This is a genomic window from Massilia aurea, assembly GCF_040790145.1.
Taxonomy (GTDB): domain Bacteria; phylum Pseudomonadota; class Gammaproteobacteria; order Burkholderiales; family Burkholderiaceae_D; genus Telluria; species Telluria aurea_C.
This window is the reverse complement of the sequence record NZ_JBFMMP010000001.1, coordinates 206,914-224,597: the sequence shown is the minus strand read 5'-3', so window position 1 is coordinate 224,597 and position 17,684 is coordinate 206,914. Positions and strand designations below refer to the sequence as shown.

At 63.6% G+C, this 17,684-nt stretch carries 11 protein-coding genes and 2 tRNA genes; 3 read left to right on the top strand and 10 right to left on the bottom strand.

The features are described from left to right. Window positions 1-65: 65 nt before the first annotated feature. Window positions 66-3,665, bottom strand: a complete 3,600-nt coding sequence (locus AB2N08_RS00955; RefSeq protein ID WP_367608754.1) for a hydantoinase B/oxoprolinase family protein — start codon at window positions 3,663-3,665, stop codon at window positions 66-68. Between the two features lie 110 nt (window positions 3,666-3,775). Between AB2N08_RS00955 and AB2N08_RS00950 the strand changes: the two genes are divergently transcribed. Beyond that, complete coding sequence (locus AB2N08_RS00950; protein ID WP_367608753.1) at window positions 3,776-5,308, top strand: NAD(P)H-hydrate dehydratase; 1,533 nt, start codon at window positions 3,776-3,778, stop codon at window positions 5,306-5,308. On the opposite strand, the gene AB2N08_RS00945 is transcribed toward AB2N08_RS00950, so the two are convergent. Continuing rightward, window positions 5,309-5,950 (bottom strand): ABC transporter ATP-binding protein, encoded by a 642-nt coding sequence (locus AB2N08_RS00945; protein ID WP_367609428.1) that lies wholly within the window; start codon window positions 5,948-5,950, stop codon window positions 5,309-5,311. It abuts the gene before it with no gap. Window positions 5,951-6,035: 85 nt separating this feature from the next. On the opposite strand from AB2N08_RS00945, the gene AB2N08_RS00940 reads away from it, so the two are divergent. Then, window positions 6,036-6,689, top strand: coding sequence for an arylesterase (locus AB2N08_RS00940; protein ID WP_367608752.1), 654 nt, complete (start codon window positions 6,036-6,038; stop codon window positions 6,687-6,689). Next, entirely contained in the window at window positions 6,686-7,747 is a 1,062-nt protein-coding gene (gene mnmH / locus AB2N08_RS00935) for a tRNA 2-selenouridine(34) synthase MnmH (RefSeq protein ID WP_367608751.1), read from the top strand. Before AB2N08_RS00940 ends, mnmH begins: the two co-directional genes overlap by 4 nt. A gap of 2 nt (window positions 7,748-7,749) precedes the next feature. Here the strand turns inward: mnmH and AB2N08_RS00930 are convergent, their stop codons facing one another. From AB2N08_RS00930 to clpP, 8 genes are all read right to left on the bottom strand, one after another. Then, a complete protein-coding gene (locus AB2N08_RS00930; protein ID WP_367608750.1) occupies window positions 7,750-9,879 on the bottom strand; it encodes a glycoside hydrolase family 3 C-terminal domain-containing protein in 2,130 nt (709 codons plus the stop codon). Window positions 9,880-10,030: 151 nt separating this feature from the next. Then, window positions 10,031-11,950, bottom strand: coding sequence for a SurA N-terminal domain-containing protein (locus AB2N08_RS00925; RefSeq protein WP_367608749.1), 1,920 nt, complete (start codon window positions 11,948-11,950; stop codon window positions 10,031-10,033). Window positions 11,951-12,065: 115 nt separating this feature from the next. Further along, window positions 12,066-12,142, bottom strand: a tRNA-Asp gene (locus tag AB2N08_RS00920). A gap of 25 nt (window positions 12,143-12,167) precedes the next feature. Continuing rightward, window positions 12,168-12,244 (bottom strand) — tRNA-Asp (locus tag AB2N08_RS00915). Window positions 12,245-12,326: 82 nt separating this feature from the next. Further along, window positions 12,327-12,599: an HU family DNA-binding protein gene (locus AB2N08_RS00910; RefSeq protein WP_367608748.1), complete on the bottom strand. Its 273-nt coding sequence runs from the start codon at window positions 12,597-12,599 to the stop codon at window positions 12,327-12,329. A 299-nt stretch (window positions 12,600-12,898) separates the two neighbouring features. Beyond that, entirely contained in the window at window positions 12,899-15,313 is a 2,415-nt protein-coding gene (gene lon, locus AB2N08_RS00905; protein ID WP_367608747.1) for an endopeptidase La, read from the bottom strand. Window positions 15,314-15,583: 270 nt separating this feature from the next. Continuing rightward, entirely contained in the window at window positions 15,584-16,852 is a 1,269-nt protein-coding gene (clpX, locus tag AB2N08_RS00900; RefSeq protein ID WP_367608746.1) for an ATP-dependent Clp protease ATP-binding subunit ClpX, read from the bottom strand. 181 nt (window positions 16,853-17,033) lie between these two features. Beyond that, the gene (gene clpP, locus AB2N08_RS00895) at window positions 17,034-17,651 is read right to left on the bottom strand and encodes an ATP-dependent Clp endopeptidase proteolytic subunit ClpP (RefSeq protein ID WP_367608745.1); all 618 of its coding nucleotides are present in this window, start codon (window positions 17,649-17,651) and stop codon (window positions 17,034-17,036) included. Between the last annotated feature and the right edge of the window lie 33 nt (window positions 17,652-17,684).

Genomic DNA, 17,684 nt, shown 5'->3' with positions numbered 1-17,684 from the left:
TGATGAAAATCGATGCCGGTGCAGCATACAGGGCGATCGATCCGCCCACAATATGCCGCCCCATTCTATTCATTGCCGTAGCCGCCGCCGCCCGGCGTCTCGATGACGAACACATCGCCCGCGTCCATGTCGATCTTGCCGATATGCCCCAGTTGCTCGACGCGCCCATCCGCACGCACCACGCTGTTGCGCCCCCGTTCGGCCTCGCCGCCGCCGGCCATGCCGAACGGCGCGTGGATCCGGTTGTTCGACAGGATCGCCGCCGTCATCGGCTCCAGAAAACGCACGCGGCGCACGCCGCCATTGCCCCCATGCCAGCGCCCCGCCCCGCCCGATCCCGGGCGAATCTCGTAGCTCTCCAAGCGCACCGGGAAGCGGAACTCGAGGATCTCGGGATCGGTCAGGCGCGAGTTGGTCATATTGGTCTGGACCACGTCGGTGCCATGGAAACCCTCACCCGCGCCGGAACCGCCCGAGATGGTTTCGTAGTACTGGTAGCGCGCGTTCCCGAACGTGAAGTTGTTCATCGTGCCCTGCGCCGCCGCCATCACGCCCAGCGCGCCGTACAGCGCATTGGTGATGCAGGTCGAGGTCTCGACGTTGCCCGACACGACCGATGCCGGATAGTGCGGGTTGAGCATCGAGCCGGGAGGGATGATGATCGTCAAAGGTTTCAGGCAGCCGGCATTGAGCGGAATCTCATCGTCCACCAGCGTGCGGAACACGTACAACACTGCCGCCATGCACACGGCCGACGGCGCATTGAAATTGTTCGGCAGCTGGCCGGACGTGCCGGTGAAGTCGATCTCGGCGCTGCGCGTCGCCGCATCGACGCGAATCGCCACGTCGATGTGGGCGCCGTTATCGAGCTGGTAGTGGAAGCTGCCGTCTCGTAACGCCGAGATCACGCGCCGCACCGCTTCTTCGGCATTGTCCTGCACATGGCCCATATAGGCGCGCACGACGGCCAGGCCGAAATGCGCGACCATCTTGTGCAGCTCTTCGACGCCCTTCTGGTTGGCCGCCACCTGCGCGCGCAGGTCGGCCATGTTCTGATCGGGATTGCGCGCCGGGTAGCGGGCGCCGGTGAGCAGCGCGCGCGCGGCGTCTTCGCGCAGCACCCCGTCCTGCCCGTCGATCAACTTGAAGTTGTTGATCAGGACGCCCTCTTGCTCGATATGGCTCGAGTCAGGCGGCATCGAGCCCGGCGTGGTGCCGCCAATGTCGGCGTGGTGGCCGCGCGAGCCGACGTAGAACAGGATCTCTAGGCCCGCTTCGTCGAACACCGGCGAGATCACCGTCACGTCCGGCAAGTGCGTGCCGCCGTGGTACGGATCGTTGAGAATGTAGACGTCGCCCGCGTGCATGCGGCCGGCGTTCTCGCGCATCACGGTCTTGATGCTCTCGCCCATGGAGCCCAGGTGCACCGGCATGTGCGGCGCGTTGGCCACCAGGTTGCCGTCCTGGTCGAAGATCGCGCAGCTGAAGTCCAGGCGCTCCTTGATGTTCACCGAGTACGCCGTGTTCTGCAGGCGCAGGCCCATTTGCTCGGCGATCGACATGAACAGGTTGTTGAAGATCTCGAGCATCACCGGATCGGCCGTGGTGCCGATCGCGCGCCGCTCGGGCAAGGCTTCCACACGTTGCAGCACCAGGTGGTTGTACGGCGTCACGCGCGCTTCCCAGCCTGGCTCCACGACCGTGGTCGCATTGTCTTCGGCGATGATCGCCGGGCCGCGCACGGCGTGCCCGGGCTGCAGCGCGGCGCGTGCGAACACGCCCGTGTCGTGCCAGCGGCTGGCGCTGTACATGCGTACGGTTTCCTGCGGCCCGGGTTGGTCAAGCGGCGCCGGCGCCGCCACCGGCTGCTCCGCCGGCGCATCGGACTGGCCAATCGCTTCGACCGACACCGCTTCGACGATCAGCGCGCGCGACGGCATCAGGAACGAGTAGCGGCGTTTGTACGCTTGCTCGAACTGCGCGCTCATTGCCGCCATGTCGCCCGCCAGCACGACAAGCGCCGAGTCGGTGCCTTCGTAGCGCAGGTGCACGCGTTCGACCAGCGCGATGCGGCCAGGCGCCACGCCCTGCGCCAGCAACTGCCCGCGGGCGGCCTCGCCCAGCACGCCAAGGCGCTCGGCCAGCCCCGGCAGCACGGTATCGGACAAACGTTCTTCGACCGCCTGCTCGCGCATCGCGCTCTGGTCGGCCAGGCCCATGCCGTAGGCCGACAGCACCCCGGCCAGCGAGTGGATGAACACCGTCTTCATGCCGAGGGCGTCGGCCACCAGGCACGCGTGCTGGCCGCCGGCGCCGCCGAAACTGGTGAGCACATACTCGGTCACGTCGTGGCCGCGCTGCACCGAAATCTGCTTGATCGCATTGGCCATATTGCCCACCGCGATATCGATGAAGCCTTCGGCCACGCTTTCCGGCGTGGGCCGCTCGCCGGTAGCCGCGCCGATCTCGATGGCCAGCGCATCGAAGCGACGACGCACGGCGCCGACGTCCAACGCAACATTGCCGCGCGGGCCGAACAGGCGGGGGAAGTACGCCGGCTGGACCTTGCCAAGCATGACGTTGCAGTCGGTGACCGCGAGCGGGCCACCCCGTCGATAACTGGCCGGGCCCGGATTGGCGCCGGCGCTGTCGGGCCCCACGCGATAGCGGCTGCCGTCGAAGTGCAGGATCGACCCGCCGCCAGCGGCAACCGTGTGGATGCTCATCATCGGCGCGCGCATGCGCACGCCGGCCACCTGCGTTTCGAACACGCGTTCAAACTCGCCCGAGAAGTGCGAGACGTCGGTGGAAGTACCGCCCATGTCGAAGCCGATCACGCGCTCGAAGCCGGCCTGCTGGCTGGCGCGCACCATGCCCACGATACCGCCCGCAGGCCCGGACAGGATGCTGTCCTTGCCCTGGAACGCGCGCGCGTCGGTCAGGCCGCCGTTGGACTGCATGAATTGCAGGTTCACGCCCGGCAGTTCATCGGCCACCTGGTCGACATAGCGGCGCAGGATCGGCGACAGGTAGGCGTCGACGACGGTGGTGTCGCCACGCGCGACGAGCTTCATCATTGGGCTCACTTCGTGCGAGACCGACACTTGCGTGAAGCCGATATCGCGCGCGATGCGGGCTACGGCTGCTTCGTGCGCCGTGTGCCGGTAACCGTGCATGAAGACGATCGCGAGCGAGCGCAAGCCAGCCTCGAACGCGCCCTGCAGGCTGGCCCGCGCCGCCGCCTCGTCCAGCGGTTGCACCACGTCGCCATGCGCGCCCACGCGCTCGTCGATTTCAATGACCTGTGCGTACAGCAGTTCGGGCAGCACGATGTGCCGGTCGAACAGGCGTGGCCGGTTCTGGTAGGCGATGCGCAGCGCATCGCGGTAGCCGCGCGTGATGGCCAGCACCGTCGGCTCGCCCTTGCGCTCGAGCAGCGCATTGGTCGCAACCGTCGTGCCCATCTTGACGGCCTCGATGCCGGATGCCGGCAACGGCGCGCCCGCAGCGACGCCGAGCAGGTGGCGGATGCCAGCCACCGCCGCGTCGCGATACCGCTCCGGGTGCTCGGACAAGAGCTTGTGCGTGACGAGTTGCCCATCCGGGCGGCGCCCCACGATATCGGTGAATGTGCCGCCGCGGTCGATCCAGAACTGCCAATCCATACCAACTCCATCTGCTAGCCAAGTGATGGCAGCCATTGTAGTGCGGACGGCGCGCCGACGTTGGCGAGAATGCACGACAATGGTTTCATTTCTCCTTCACGCAAACGACCATGGCTCAAGCTCTGTATACCGTCGCGCAAGTGCGCGCCATCGAACAATCCGCCAGCAGCGCGCTCGCGCCGGGCGCCCTGATGACCCGCGCCGGCAGGGCCGCCGCCGATTACGCGCTCGAACTATTGGGCGACGCGCGCGGCGCGCCGGTGCTGGTACTGGCCGGTCCGGGCAATAATGGCGGCGATGCGCTCGAGGTGGCGGCCAACCTGGCCGAGGCAGGCGTGGATGCCACCGTGCTGCATCTGCCGGGCGACGGCAATGACGACGCGTCGAGCGAAACGGCTGCCGCCTACGGGCGCGCACGCGCCGGCACGGTCGGCTGGCTCGACATGCTGCCGCCCGATGGCCAGTGGCGCCTGGTGGTCGACGGCCTGTTCGGCATCGGCCTGACCCGCGCGCTCGCGGGCGAGTACCGCGACGTGGTCGCGGGCCTCGACGCCCTGCGCTGCCCGATCCTGGCCCTCGACGTGCCCAGTGGCCTGGATGCCGATACGGGCGCGGTGATCGGGCCGGACGGCGTGGCCGTGCGCGCCACCCACACGATCACCTTCATCGCCGACAAGCCGGGCCTGCATACGGCCGATGGCCGCGATCATGCGGGCATCGTGCGCGTCGACACGCTCGGCGTCGATGTGACGGGCACGCCCTCGTCAGCCAGCGTCAACGGCCTGCCAGTGTTCGCACAGCGCTTCACCGCGCGTCGCCAGAACTCGCACAAGGGCAGCTTCGGCGACGTCGCCGTGATCGGCGGCGCGCACGGCATGGCCGGCGCGCAGGTGCTGGCCGCGCGCGGCGCGCTGTACGCCGGCGCGGGGCGCGTGTATGTCGCAGCATTGAACGCGCCCCCCGGCTACGACAGCAGCCAGCCCGAAATCATGTTCCGTGCCGCTGACGACTTCGATTTCTTCGGCCGCACCCTGGTGATCGGGCCGGGCATGGGTGACTCGGTCGATGCCATCCGGCTGGTCGTCAAGGCGCTCGATGGCGACAGCCCGCTGGTGATCGACGCCGATGCACTGAACCTGATCGGCGCCAGTCCCGACCTGCAGGCACGCCTGGCAACGCGCGGCGCGCCAGGCGTTCTGACGCCGCATCCCCTGGAAGCGGCGCGCATGCTGGGCATGACGGTCTCGGTGGTGCAGGCCGACCGCCTGGCCAGCGCGCGCGAACTGGCGCTGCGCATGAACGCGATCGTGATTCTCAAGGGGGCTGGCAGCGTGATCGCACGGCCGGATGGCCAGGTTCTGATCAACCCGACCGGCAACGCGGGCCTGGCCACGGCAGGCAGCGGCGACGTGCTGGCGGGGCTCTGCGGCGCCCTGCTCGCGCAAGGCTGGCCGGGCTGGGAGGCGGCGGCAGCAGCCACCTGGCTGCATGGCGCGGCCGCCGACGCGCTGGTCGCGGACGGCGTGGGGCCGATCGGCCTGACCGCCGGCGAGCTGCCGGCAGCCGTGCGCAAGGTGCTCAACGAGCAGGTGCAGGCACAGATGCAGGCACAGATGCAGACACAGGTGCGCGCGGCGGCCTGATCAGCTGACGAGGCGCCCGGCCGCAATCGTGATCGTGCGGCCGCAACGCGCGGCCATGCCTGGATCGTGCGTGACCAGCACCAGGGTCGAGCCGCGTTCGCGATTGAGTTCGAACATCAGTTGAATGATCGATTCACCGGTGGCGGCATCGAGGCTGCCGGTCGGTTCATCGGCAAACAGCAATGGCGGCTGCGTGACAAAGGCGCGCGCCAGCGCGACGCGCTGCTGCTCGCCGCCCGAGAGAAACTTGGGATAGTGCTTCAGGCGGCTGCCCAGGCCCACGCGGCCCAGCATCTCGGTGGCCTTCTCCAGGGCGCCGGACTCGCCACGCAGTTCGAGCGGGAGCATCACGTTTTCAAGGGCGTTCAGATGCGCGAGCAGCTGGAACGACTGGAACACGAAGCCCAGCTTGGCCTTGCGAAACGCGGCGCGGCCGTCTTCGTCGAGCGCGAAGATGTCGGTGCCATCGAGCCGCACGGTGCCGCTTGACGGCGTGTCCAGGCCAGCCAGCAGGCCCAGCAAGGTCGACTTGCCCGAGCCCGATGCGCCGACGAGCGCGAGCGTCTCTGCCGGTTGCACGGTAAAATCAATCTCTTGCAGGATGGTCAGCTCGCCGCTGGCATCAGCGACCTTCTTCGACAAACCGCTGACAGCGATTGCAGGCGGCCGGTCTGTCAGTACATCGACGTCAGTGACGTTATTTTTGAATGCCTCGGGATGATCACGCATGCTTGCTTTTCTTAAGAACGCAGTTCTAGGTAGATTGACTGTCGGCGCTGCACTGGGTGTATTCACCCTGGCGGCGACGGCGAACGCTTATTCTGCACCAAAAACCGTACTCGTGGTGGGCGACAGCCTGTCGGCCGAATATGGCATCGCACGCGGCGCCGGTTGGGTAGCGCTGCTCGAGCAAAAAATGAAAGCGGAAAAAATCGACGCGAAGATCGTCAACGCCAGCATCAGCGGCGAGACCACCAGCGGCGGCCGCGCGCGCCTGCCTGCGCTGCTTGGCCAGCACAAGCCGGATGTCGTCGTGATCGAACTGGGCGCCAACGACGGCTTGCGCGGCTTGCCGGTGCCGTCGGCCGAAGCGAACCTGCGCGCGATGATCGCCGCGGCGCAAGCGCAGAAAGCGCGCGTGCTACTGGTGGGCATGCGCATGCCGCCGAATTACGGGCGTGCTTACACCGAACGCTTCTTCGGGATGTTCAAGACCGTGTCGACCTCGACGAAGTCGCCGCTGGTGCCGTTCATGCTCGAGGGCGTGGCCGACAAGCCGGCCCTGTTCCAGCAAGACCGCCTGCATCCGACCGCGCAGGCGCACCCGATCATCCTGAACAATATCTGGCCAACCTTTTCAAAGATGGTGAAGCAGCCATGAAGTACCCGGAAGTCGCAGGCTTCGACGCCCTGCTCCCTCGCCTGAACGAATTCGGCGCCATCATCGACGTGCGCAGCGAAGCCGAATTCGCGCTCGATCATATTCCCGGCGCGATCAACTGCCCGGTGCTGGACAACGCGCAGCGCATCGCGGTCGGCACCATGTACAAACAAACCGGCGCGTTCGAGGCCAAGAAGCTCGGCGCGCCGATCATTGCGCGCAATATTGCGCACCACATCGACACGCTGTTTCACGACAAGCCACGCGACTGGCGCCCGCTGGTCTACTGCTGGCGCGGCGGCAATCGCAGCGGCGCCATGGCACTGATCATGGCGCGCATCGGCTGGCCGGTGGCGCAGCTCGAAGGCGGCTACAAGAATTACCGCGCCTGGGTCAGCGCGGTGCTGGCCGAGCCGCCTGCAGTCGATTTTCGCGTCGTGTGCGGGCCCACCGGCAGCGGCAAGAGCCGCCTGCTCGAAACCATGGACAGCATCGGCGCGCAGGTGCTCGACCTGGAGCAGCTGGCCGCGCACCGCGGCTCGGTGCTGGGGCACTTGCCTGACGCGCCGCAGCCAAGCCAGAAGCTGTTCGAGACGCGGGTGCTGGCCAAGCTGCGCGGTTTCGACCTGAGCCGGCCTGTATTCGTCGAGGCCGAGAGCAAGAAAGTGGGCAACCTGCGCGTGCCCGATGCCGTGATGACGCGCATGCGCGCGGCGCCCTGCATCGACCTGCAACTGGCGCGGCCAGAGCGCGTGCGGCTGCTGATGGAAGACTACCAGCACTTCTGCGCCGAGCCTTCCGTGCTGGCCGATCAACTGGTGCACCTGACGCTGGTGCATGGCCGCGCGAAGATCGAGGCGTGGCGGGCAATGGCGCAAGGCGGCGCCCTGCCGCACCTGGTCGACGAGCTGCTGGTGCAGCATTACGATCCGGCCTACCTGCGCTCGATCGATCGCAATTTCGTGCAGTACCCGCAGGCGCAGGTGGTGGCGCTGGCCGACATCGCGCCTGGCGATTTTTTGGCTGCCGCGCGTGCGCTGCACGACGCGGCAGGCTGAGGTTACGTCGTGATCGGGCGCGCGGCGTCGATCACGACATCCGTCCAGAGGGCGTCGTCGCTGGCGTCGTGCGCCGCCCAGACGCGGCACGTCCCCTGGGCGATCTCGAAGCCGGCGTCCCGATAGCGTGCGAAGATGCGCGGCTCCAGGTCGATCCCGATGCTGCGGCGCTCCCCTGCGGCCAACATGATTTTTGCAAAACCGGCCAGGCGCTTGACGAAGCCGCCGGCGCCCGGCCTGGCGACATAGATCTGCACCACGGCCGCACCGGCTCGCGCGCCGGTATTGGCAACCTGCACGCTGGCCCGGTAACGCCCGTCGACGCTCACCTGCAGGTCTGACAACGCAAACGTCGTGTACGACAAGCCGAACCCGAACGGGAACAGCGGTGTCAATCCTTGTCGCGCGAACCAGCGATAGCCGACGTCGGAACCTTCGATATCGTGGTCGATCGGGATGATGGCGCCCTTGCGTGGCATGCCCGGGTTCGACGTCGTGGTGTCCGGATCGATCTGGTTCGGGCGCGGCAGTTGCGCTTCGCTCGCGGGGAACGTGACCGGCAGGCGGCCCGAGGGATTCACGCGCCCGAACAGCACGCCAGCCACGGCGGGCCCGCCGCCGGAACCGGGATACCACGCTGCCAGGATCGCCGCCACGTCGCCCCGCCATGGCATCGTCACCGGGCCGCCCGACTGGATCACGACGATCGTCGCCTGGTTGACGCCGGCAATCGCTGCGATCAACGCATCCTGGTCGCCGGGCAGCGCGAGGCCGACGGCGTCCAGTCCTTCCGAGCGCCACTCCTGGGCAAACACGATCACCGCGTCGGCCGACTTCGCCTGCTCCAGCACGCGCTCGCGATCCAGGCCGTCGAGGAACACGACGTCACGGGCCGCGCTTTCCTCGGCAATCGCCGTGACGAGCGACGACGGCTGGACGACCTTGGCGACGTCCATGCCCATGATGCTGGTCCCGGGTAGCTGCAGGCTGCCGATCGGCGACACGGCCGACGAGCCGCCGCCACAGAGCACGCCATGGTCGGCATGCTCGCCGACGATCAGCAGCTTGGCCAGACGCTGCGGCAGCGGCAATACGGCTCTTTCATTCGCGAGTAGCACGATGCCCTCTTCGGCCTGGCGCTGCGCGATCAGCTTGTGCTGGCTGAAGTCGATCGGCTGCTCGCGCTTTTCATGTGGCGCCGCATCGAGCGCGCCGACGCTGATGAGGCTCGTGAGGATGCGCTCGACCATATTGTCGATGCGCGACTGCGGCACTGCGCCGTCGCGCACGGCATCGCGCAGGGCCTGGCCAAAGTGGTGGGCATCGTCGAGGTTGGCGCCCGATTGCACGTCCAGTCCGGCCAGCGCCGCCTTGACGGTCGAATGCGTCGCGCCCCAGTCGGCCATGACCCAGCCGGGAAAGCCCCATTCATCCTTGAGCACATGCTGCAGCAGGAAGGCATTCTCGGACGCGTAGTCACCATTGACGAGGTTATAGCCCGGCATGACGGCGCCCGGCTGGCCGATCTCGATGGCGATCTGGAAGGCCAGCAGATCGGATTCGCGCAGCGCCGCTTCGGCCAGGTTCGAGCTGACCATCACGCGCCCGGTCTCCTGGCTGTTGGCCACGAAGTGTTTTACCGTCGAGACGACGCCTTGCGCCTGGATGCCGGCAACCGAGTGGCCGGCCAGCACACCGGTCAGCAACGGGTCTTCCGAGATGTATTCGAAGTTGCGGCCACCGCGCGGTTCGCGAATCAGATTCGCGCCACCTGCAAGCTGCACATTGAATCCCTTGGCCCTGGCCTCGCGGCCGACCAGTGCGCCCCCCTCGCGCGCCAGTTCGCGGTTGAAGGTTGCGCCAAGCAGCAAGGAACTCGGCAAGCCGGTTGCATGGTCGCCCGGGCGCACGCCGCCGATGTTGCTGACGCCTAGGCTGGCGTCAGCCTGCTGCATGGCCGGGATGCCAAGGCGCGGGATCCCGGGATAGAACGCGGCCGAGCCGATGGCGCCCTGCGCTTTCAGTTCGTCCGTCAAGGGAATGGCCATGGGGCCGGACAGCCAGGCGAACTTTTCGTCCTCGGTCATTTGCGCGACCAGGTCTCGCGCACGGTTGGTGGTAGCGGTGTTCAATGGAGCAGTCCTTTCAAGGCCTTTGGGTTCAGTCGCACCAGTGTTTCAGATTCCGCTTCCCGGGTCGGTTAAGCACTTCGCTAACATCGAAGCAAATAAAAAAGCCCGGCCACTTTCGCAGCCGGGCTTTCTCGGATGATGACGCGAAGGATTACGGCGCGTCGGTACGCACGCCCAGCTGCTCCGGCGTCGCCGTCACTTTGGCCTTGGCCTTGACCTTCAACGCCTCGACATAGTCGACCATCTGCTGCTGGCCCACCAGGCTGCCGATCTGGTCGGCTTCCTGCTTGCGGCGTGCGGCATCGAGCTGCGCCGGCTGCGACACCTTGCCGATACGGTACACGGCGTAACCCTGGCCCGGCACGTCGACACCGACATACGCCGGCAGCTTCGTCGCATCAGCCTTGAGCACGGCAATGGCGCCGGCCTGGTTGATCGTTGGCTGCTTGGTGCGCGACACGCTCACTGGCGCACCGAAACCGGCGGCGTCGCCAGCAGCCTTGGCCGCTGCCAGCTTGGCTTCGCCGGCCTGGCGAGCCAGGCGCGCCGCTTCTTCGATTGTCACGCGCTGACGGATCTGCGCGTCGACTTCCGCCAGAGGACGCTTGGCGGCCGGGCGGAACGCCACGACGCGGCCTGCGACGAGCACGCTTGGCGCGACTTCCACGGCTTCGGTATTGCGCTTGTTCTTGATCGCATCGTTACCGAACAGTGCGGTCAGGAACTTGGCGTTGTTGAACGGTGCATCGCCCAGTGCCGGGTTCGGCGTACGGGTCAGGTTGTCGGCAGTCTGGATCTGCAGCTTGAGCTTGTCGGCGACCGGCTTCAAGCTCTCGGATTGGTCATACGCCGTCTCGCTGAACACGCCAGCCAGTTCGGTGTACTTGGCGGCCATCTTCTGCTTCTTGAGGTCGCCTGCGATCTGTTCACGCGCCGACTCGAGCGACTTTTGCGAGGCCGGCTTGACCGAGTTCAGCTTGATGATGTGCCAGCCGAATTCCGACTGCACCAGACCGCTCGTCTCACCTTCTTTCAGTGCGTAGATCGACTCTTCGACCGACTTCACGAACAGGCCCTTCTCGACCACGCCCAGGTCGCCGCCCGACTGGGCCGAGCCCGGGTCTTGCGAGTTGGCCTTGGCAATGGCGGCGAAGTTCTGCGGCGCCGCGCGCACTTGCGCGAGCACGGCTTCGGCCTTTGTCTTGGCTGCCGCCTGGGCCGCCGCATTGGCGTCCTTGGCCACGGTGATCAGGATGTGGCTGGCGCTGCGCTGTTCGGGCGTCGTGTAGTTCTTCAGGTTCTTGTTGTAGAAGTCGCTGATTTCGGCATCCGACACCTGCACCTGGCCTTCGACGGTCGCGGCGTTGAATACGACGTACTCGGCCTTGATCTGTTCGGGGATCTGGAACAACGGCGCGTTCTTGTCATAGTAGGCCTTGACCATGGCGTCGGTGACTTTTACCTGCGGCAGGTAGGTCGCGATCGGGAACACGAGCTCTTGCACTTCGCGTTCCTGGTCGTTGATGTCCGACAGGCGCGTGGCGACGCTGCGCGGCGCGAACGCAGTGGCCTGGATCGAACCGGTCAGTTGCTGCACGGTGAGGTCGCGGCGCAGGCGCTGGTCGAACATCGCCGGCGTCATGCCTTGCGCTGCCAGGGCGGCCTTGTAGCCTTCCATGTCGAAGCCGCCATCCGGCTGGCGGAACTGCTGGATTTCCATGATGGTCTTTTGCAGCGTCGCGTCGCCCACGTTCATGTGCGAACGGGCGATCTCGGCGCTGATGGCGCGTTCGCCGACCAGATTGTTGAGAATGGTCTTTTTCGCTTCTGCGGTCTCGAACATCTTCTGGTCGAACTGGGCGCCCATCATCTGGCGCGCCTGGTCAATCTGGCGCCGCTGCGCGTCTTCCCACTCTTGCTGGGAGATCTTTTCGCCGCCGACAGTGGCGACGTTATTGCCGGCATCGTTACTCTGGTAACTCTCCATCCCCACAAACACGAACGACGGGATAATCAAAAGGAGCAGGATCCCGTACATCCAACGCTTGTTGTTCCGAATAAATTCAAACATGGTCAGCCATTCAAGGTTGAGAATGCAATAACAGCACAAGTTAAAAAAAAAGGCGAACTCGCGTTCGCCTCTTCTGGAGGGGCTACCTCGTGAGGCACCCCATACTACTATATTCTGGCGGAGCGGACGGGACTCGAACCCGCGACCCCCGGCGTGACAGGCCGGTATTCTAACCAACTGAACTACCGCTCCAGACATAAAGTCCGTGCGTTTTTTGTGGCGGAGCGGACGGGGCTCGAACCCGCGACCCCCGGCGTGACAGGCCGGTATTCTAACCAACTGAACTACCGCTCCAGCAAAAAACACACCAACAAACTTCAAGAGCTGATCAACTCACTCTTGCAGCTTTCCTTCGCATGTCACCGCGAAGAAGGCATTAGTTTACAGCATCTTTCAGAGCTTTACCAGCCTTAAATTTCGGGACGCGTGCGGCCTTGATTTTAATAGGTTCTTTGGTGCGCGGATCGCGACCGGTACGTGCAGCGCGCTCACCCACCGTGAAGGTGCCAAAGCCCACCAGAGTAACGCTCTCATTCTTTTTCAGGGTTTCGGTAACGGCTTCGATCACGGCGTCGAGGGCACGCGTTGCCGATGCCTTGGTAATGTCCGCGGACTTCGCGATTTCTTCGATCAGTTCTGTCTTGTTCACTCGTTCCCTCGTTTCGTCGATCGTGACGCACACGCGCCGCTACTGCAAAAGTGCAGGCCGTATTAAACAAGGGCAACATGGGGATGTCAAGCGAGGTGGCTTGAGGAATGCTTCGGTTGTGGCTGCCGGAGCCGCTGCAGTTCGCGTCGCCTGATAATCAACCAACGTCGTTCCAGCGGAGGCTGGAACGACGTGCCGGTGGTGCGGGCCGCGTGCTGGCTGCGGAGGGCTGCAACAATCCGACAGCTCAAAAAAACAGGCGCCACACGGGCGCCTGTTTCATGAAGCTGGCAAGCAGCTTAGTGCTTGACCACCTCTGGCTTGGTGTCCACCGGCGCTGGCGCCACGGCCACTGCAGGATCTTCCACCAGCGCTTGCGGCTGACGTTCCAGTGCAATCTCCAGCACCTTCTCGATCCAGCGCACCGGTACGATCTCGAGCTTGTTCTTGACGTTGTCCGGAATCTCGGCCAGGTCCTTCACGTTCTGCTCGGGGATCAATACCGTCTTGATGCCGCCGCGATGCGCCGCCAGCAGTTTCTCTTTCAGGCCGCCAATCGGCAGCACTTCGCCGCGCAGCGTGATCTCGCCCGTCATCGCCACGTCGGCGCGCACCGGGATGCCGGTGAAGGCCGATACCAGCGCCGTCGTCATGCCGATACCGGCCGATGGACCATCCTTTGGCGTTGCGCCTTCCGGCACGTGGATGTGGATATCGGCCTTCTCGAACGCCTCGTTCTTGATACCGAGGCGCGCGGCGCGGCTGCGCACCACGGTGCGGGCTGCTTCGATCGATTCCTTCATCACGTCGCCCAGCGTACCGGTTCGGATGATGGCGCCCTTGCCAGGCACGTTCACAGCTTCGATAGTCAGCAAGTCACCACCGACTTCTGTCCATGCCAGACCGACCACCTGGCCAACCTGGTTGTCTTTCTCGGCCACGCCGAAATCATAACGACGCACACCCAGGAATTTATCCAGGTTCTTGCCGTTGACGATCACGCGTTTCTCGGCGCCAGCGCCCGGCTTTTTCAGCAGCAGCATCTTGACGACCTTGCGGCAGATTTTCGACACTTCGCGTTCCAGCGACCGCACGCCGGCTTCGCGGGTGTAATAACGGATGATGTCGCGGATCGCGGTCTCTTCGACCTTGATTTCCTCTTCCTTCAAGCCGTTGTTCTTCAGTTGCTTCGGCAGCAGGTAACGCAGCGCGATGCTGGTCTTTTCGTCTTCGGTATAACCCGACAGGCGAATGACTTCCATGCGGTCGAGCAGCGCCGGCGGGATGTTGTACGAGTTCGACGTCGCCACGAACATCACGTCCGACAGGTCGAAGTCCACTTCCAGGTAGTGATCCGAGAACGTGTGATTCTGTTCCGGGTCCAGCACCTCGAGCAGCGCCGACGACGGATCGCCACGGAAATCGGCGCCCATCTTGTCGATCTCATCGAGCAGGAACAGCGGGTTGCGCACGCCGACTTTCGCCAGCGATTGCAGCACCTTGCCGGGCATCGAGCCGATATACGTGCGGCGGTGGCCGCGGATCTCGGCCTCGTCACGCACGCCACCCAGCGCCATGCGCACGAACTTGCGGTTCGTGGCCCGGGCGATGGATTGGCCGAGCGACGTTTTACCGACGCCTGGTGGACCGACGAAGCACAGGATCGGCGCCTTCAATTTGTCGACGCGCTGTTGCACCGCGAGGTATTCCAGGATGCGTTCTTTAATCTTGTCGAGGCCGTAGTGGTCTTGTTCGAGCACCGCTTCGGCACTGGCCAGGTCGATCGCGACCTTCGACTTCTTGCGCCATGGGAGCGAGACCAGCGTGTCAATGTAATTGCGCACGACAGTCGCTTCGGCCGACATCGGCGACATCAGCTTGAGCTTGCGGATTTCGGCCTGGGCTTTTTCCATGGCTTCTTTCGGCATCTTGGCAGCGACGACTTTCTTCTCGAGCTCCTCGATGTCGGCGCCCTCTTCGCCCTCGCCCAGCTCTTTCTGAATGGCCTTGACCTGCTCGTTCAGGTAATACTCGCGCTGCGACTTTTCCATCTGGCGCTTGACGCGGCCACGGATGCGCTTTTCAACTTGCAGGATATCCAGTTCGCCTTCCAGCTGGCCGAGCAGGTGCTCGAGGCGCTTGGCGACGTTGAAGATCTCGAGAATGACTTGCTTCTGCTCGAGCTTGAGCGGCAAGTGGGCGGCGACGGTATCGGCCAGGCGGCCCGCGTCATCGATGCCGGCCAGCGAAGCCAGGATCTCGGGAGGAATCTTTTTATTGAGTTTGACGTACTGGTCGAACTGCTGCACGATCGCGCGGCGCATTGCCTCGACTTCGGAATCGTCGCCGACTTCCGATTCGACCGGCGTGAGTTGCGCCGTGAAGTGCGTGGCGCCATCGGTAATGGTATCGATGCGCGCCCGCTGGGAACCCTCGACCAGGACCTTGACAGTGCCGTCGGGGAGTTTCAGCATTTGCAGAATATTGGCCACGCAGCCGATCTCGTAGATGTCTGCGGCGGAAGGTTCGTCCTTGGCGGCGGCCTTCTGGGCGGCCAGCATGATGCTCTTGCCCTGCTCCATCGCGGCTTCGAGGGCCTTGATCGATTTAGGGCGGCCAACAAACAGAGGTATCACCATATGCGGGAACACAACCACATCGCGCAACGGCAGAAGTGGCAGCGTCGTTTGCTCGGTTAATTTCGAAGTTGTCATGGCATACCTTATAAAAAGCGTGTTCTGAACTTGGGCACTGGACGGTCAAAACACAAGACCATCCGATGAAAATATTTTCTGTAAGTAAAAGAAATTCTACTTGTCAGAGAATATAGCCGTTCCAATAAAAGCCCGATGCAAAATGAAAAAGCCACCACGCGGCGAACCGCGAGTGGCTTTTCGAATGAAGCCGGGAATCTCTTATTGAGATTGATTGTACCGAGTTGAGTCCGTGCGGCAAGCAATTTGTGGCTTGCGCGCGGCCTTTCTTCAGTTTTCTCCCGATGCTTTTGCAGTTTCGCTGTAAATCAGCAAAGGTTTCGCGCCGTTTGTGATCGTATTTTCATCGATCACGACTTTCACGACATTCGTCTGGCCTGGCAATTCATACATTACATCAAGCAGCGCATGTTCGAGAATCGAACGCAGGCCGCGCGCACCGGTTTTGCGTGCCAATGCTTTCTTGGCAATCGCATGCAGCGCTGCTGGACGAATCTCCAGTTCGGCGCCTTCCATTTCAAGCAATTTTGAATACTGCTTGATCAGCGCATTCTTTGGCTCGATCAGAATCTGGATCAGCGCTTCTTCGGTCAGCTCGGACAGTGCTGCCACCACCGGCAGACGACCGACCAGTTCAGGGATCAGGCCGAACTTGATCAGGTCTTCGGGTTCGGCTTCGAGCAGGATCTCGGCGTTGTAGCCGGAATCGAGGCTCTTGACCGTGGCGCCGAAACCGATGCCGCTCTTGACCGAACGGTTCTGGATCACCTTGGCCAGGCCGTCAAAGGCGCCGCCGCAGATGAACATGATGTTGGTCGTGTCGATCTGGACGAAGTCCTGGTTCGGGTGCTTGCGACCGCCCTGCGGCGGCACCGAGGCCATCGTGCCCTCGATCAGCTTGAGCAGCGCCTGCTGCACGCCCTCGCCCGAGACGTCGCGGGTGATGGAAGGATTGTCGGACTTGCGCGAGATTTTATCGATCTCATCGATGTAGACGATGCCGCGCTGCGCTTTTTCCACCTCATAGTTGCAGCTTTGCAGCAGCTTCTGGATGATGTTCTCGACGTCTTCACCGACATAGCCGGCTTCGGTCAGCGTGGTTGCGTCCGCAATGACGAACGGCACGTTCAGCATACGGGCCAGCGTCTGGGCCAGCAAGGTCTTGCCGGAGCCGGTGGGGCCGACCAAAAGGATATTGCTCTTGGCCAGTTCGACTTCGTCTTTCTTGCCCAGGTGCTTGAGGCGCTTGTAGTGGTTGTACACCGCCACTGACAGGATGCGCTTGGCCGTTTGCTGACCGATCACATACTGGTCGAGCAGCTCGGTGATTTCAAGTGGCGTCGGCAGGTCGGACTTGGCGCCGGCGACCGTTTCGACGTTCGATGTTTCATCGCGGATGATGTCGTTGCACAAGTCGATGCATTCATCGCAGATGAACACCGACGGTCCCGCGATCAGCTTTTTAACTTCGTGCTGGCTCTTTCCGCAGAACGAGCAGTACAAAAGTTTTTCGCCGCTGGAGGATTTTTTCTCTGACATGGGGGCAGGACTCTATTGAATTGCTATGAATATAACGCTTATACGGAAACGCAACAAGTGCAAATCCATGGGCGCAACTGGCGCGCATGCGAACATGCTACCCGAAATAAAAAACAAACGCCCGAACGTGTTCGCGTCCGGGCGTTTTTTTCCAACACCTCGTTGGCTGCTCGGGTACTGCTTAACCGCGGTGGGTCAGGACCTTGTCGATCAGGCCATATTCCACCGACTCTTCGGCCGACATGAAGCGGTCACGGTCGGTGTCGCGGTGGATCTGCTCGATGCTCTGGCCGGTGTTATCGGCCATGATGCGGGCAAGACGCTCGCGCAGGTACAGGATTTCTTTCGCCTGGATCTCGATGTCCGAGGCCATGCCCTGCGAGCCGCCAGATGGCTGGTGAATCATGACGCGCGAGTTCGGCAGCGAGAAACGCTTGCCCTTCGCGCCGGCAGCCAGCAAGAAGGCGCCCATCGAGGCGGCCAGGCCGGTGCACAGCGTCGAGACGTCCGGCTTGATGAAGTTCATCGTGTCCAGGATCGCCAGACCAGCCGAGACCGAGCCACCAGGCGAGTTGATGTACAGCGAGATATCCTTGTCGGGATTTTCGCTTTCCAGGAACAGCAACTGGGCGACGATCAGGTTCGCCATCTGGTCGTTGACAGGACCGACCAGGAAAATTACGCGTTCTTTCAAGAGGCGCGAGTAAATGTCGTAGGCGCGTTCGCCGCGACCGCTTTGCTCGACGACCATCGGCACCAAGCCGAGTGCCTGTGTATCCAGTGCTGGATTGTGCATCATACCTGTCTCGTTCCTTGTTAGGGGTTGGTCAAA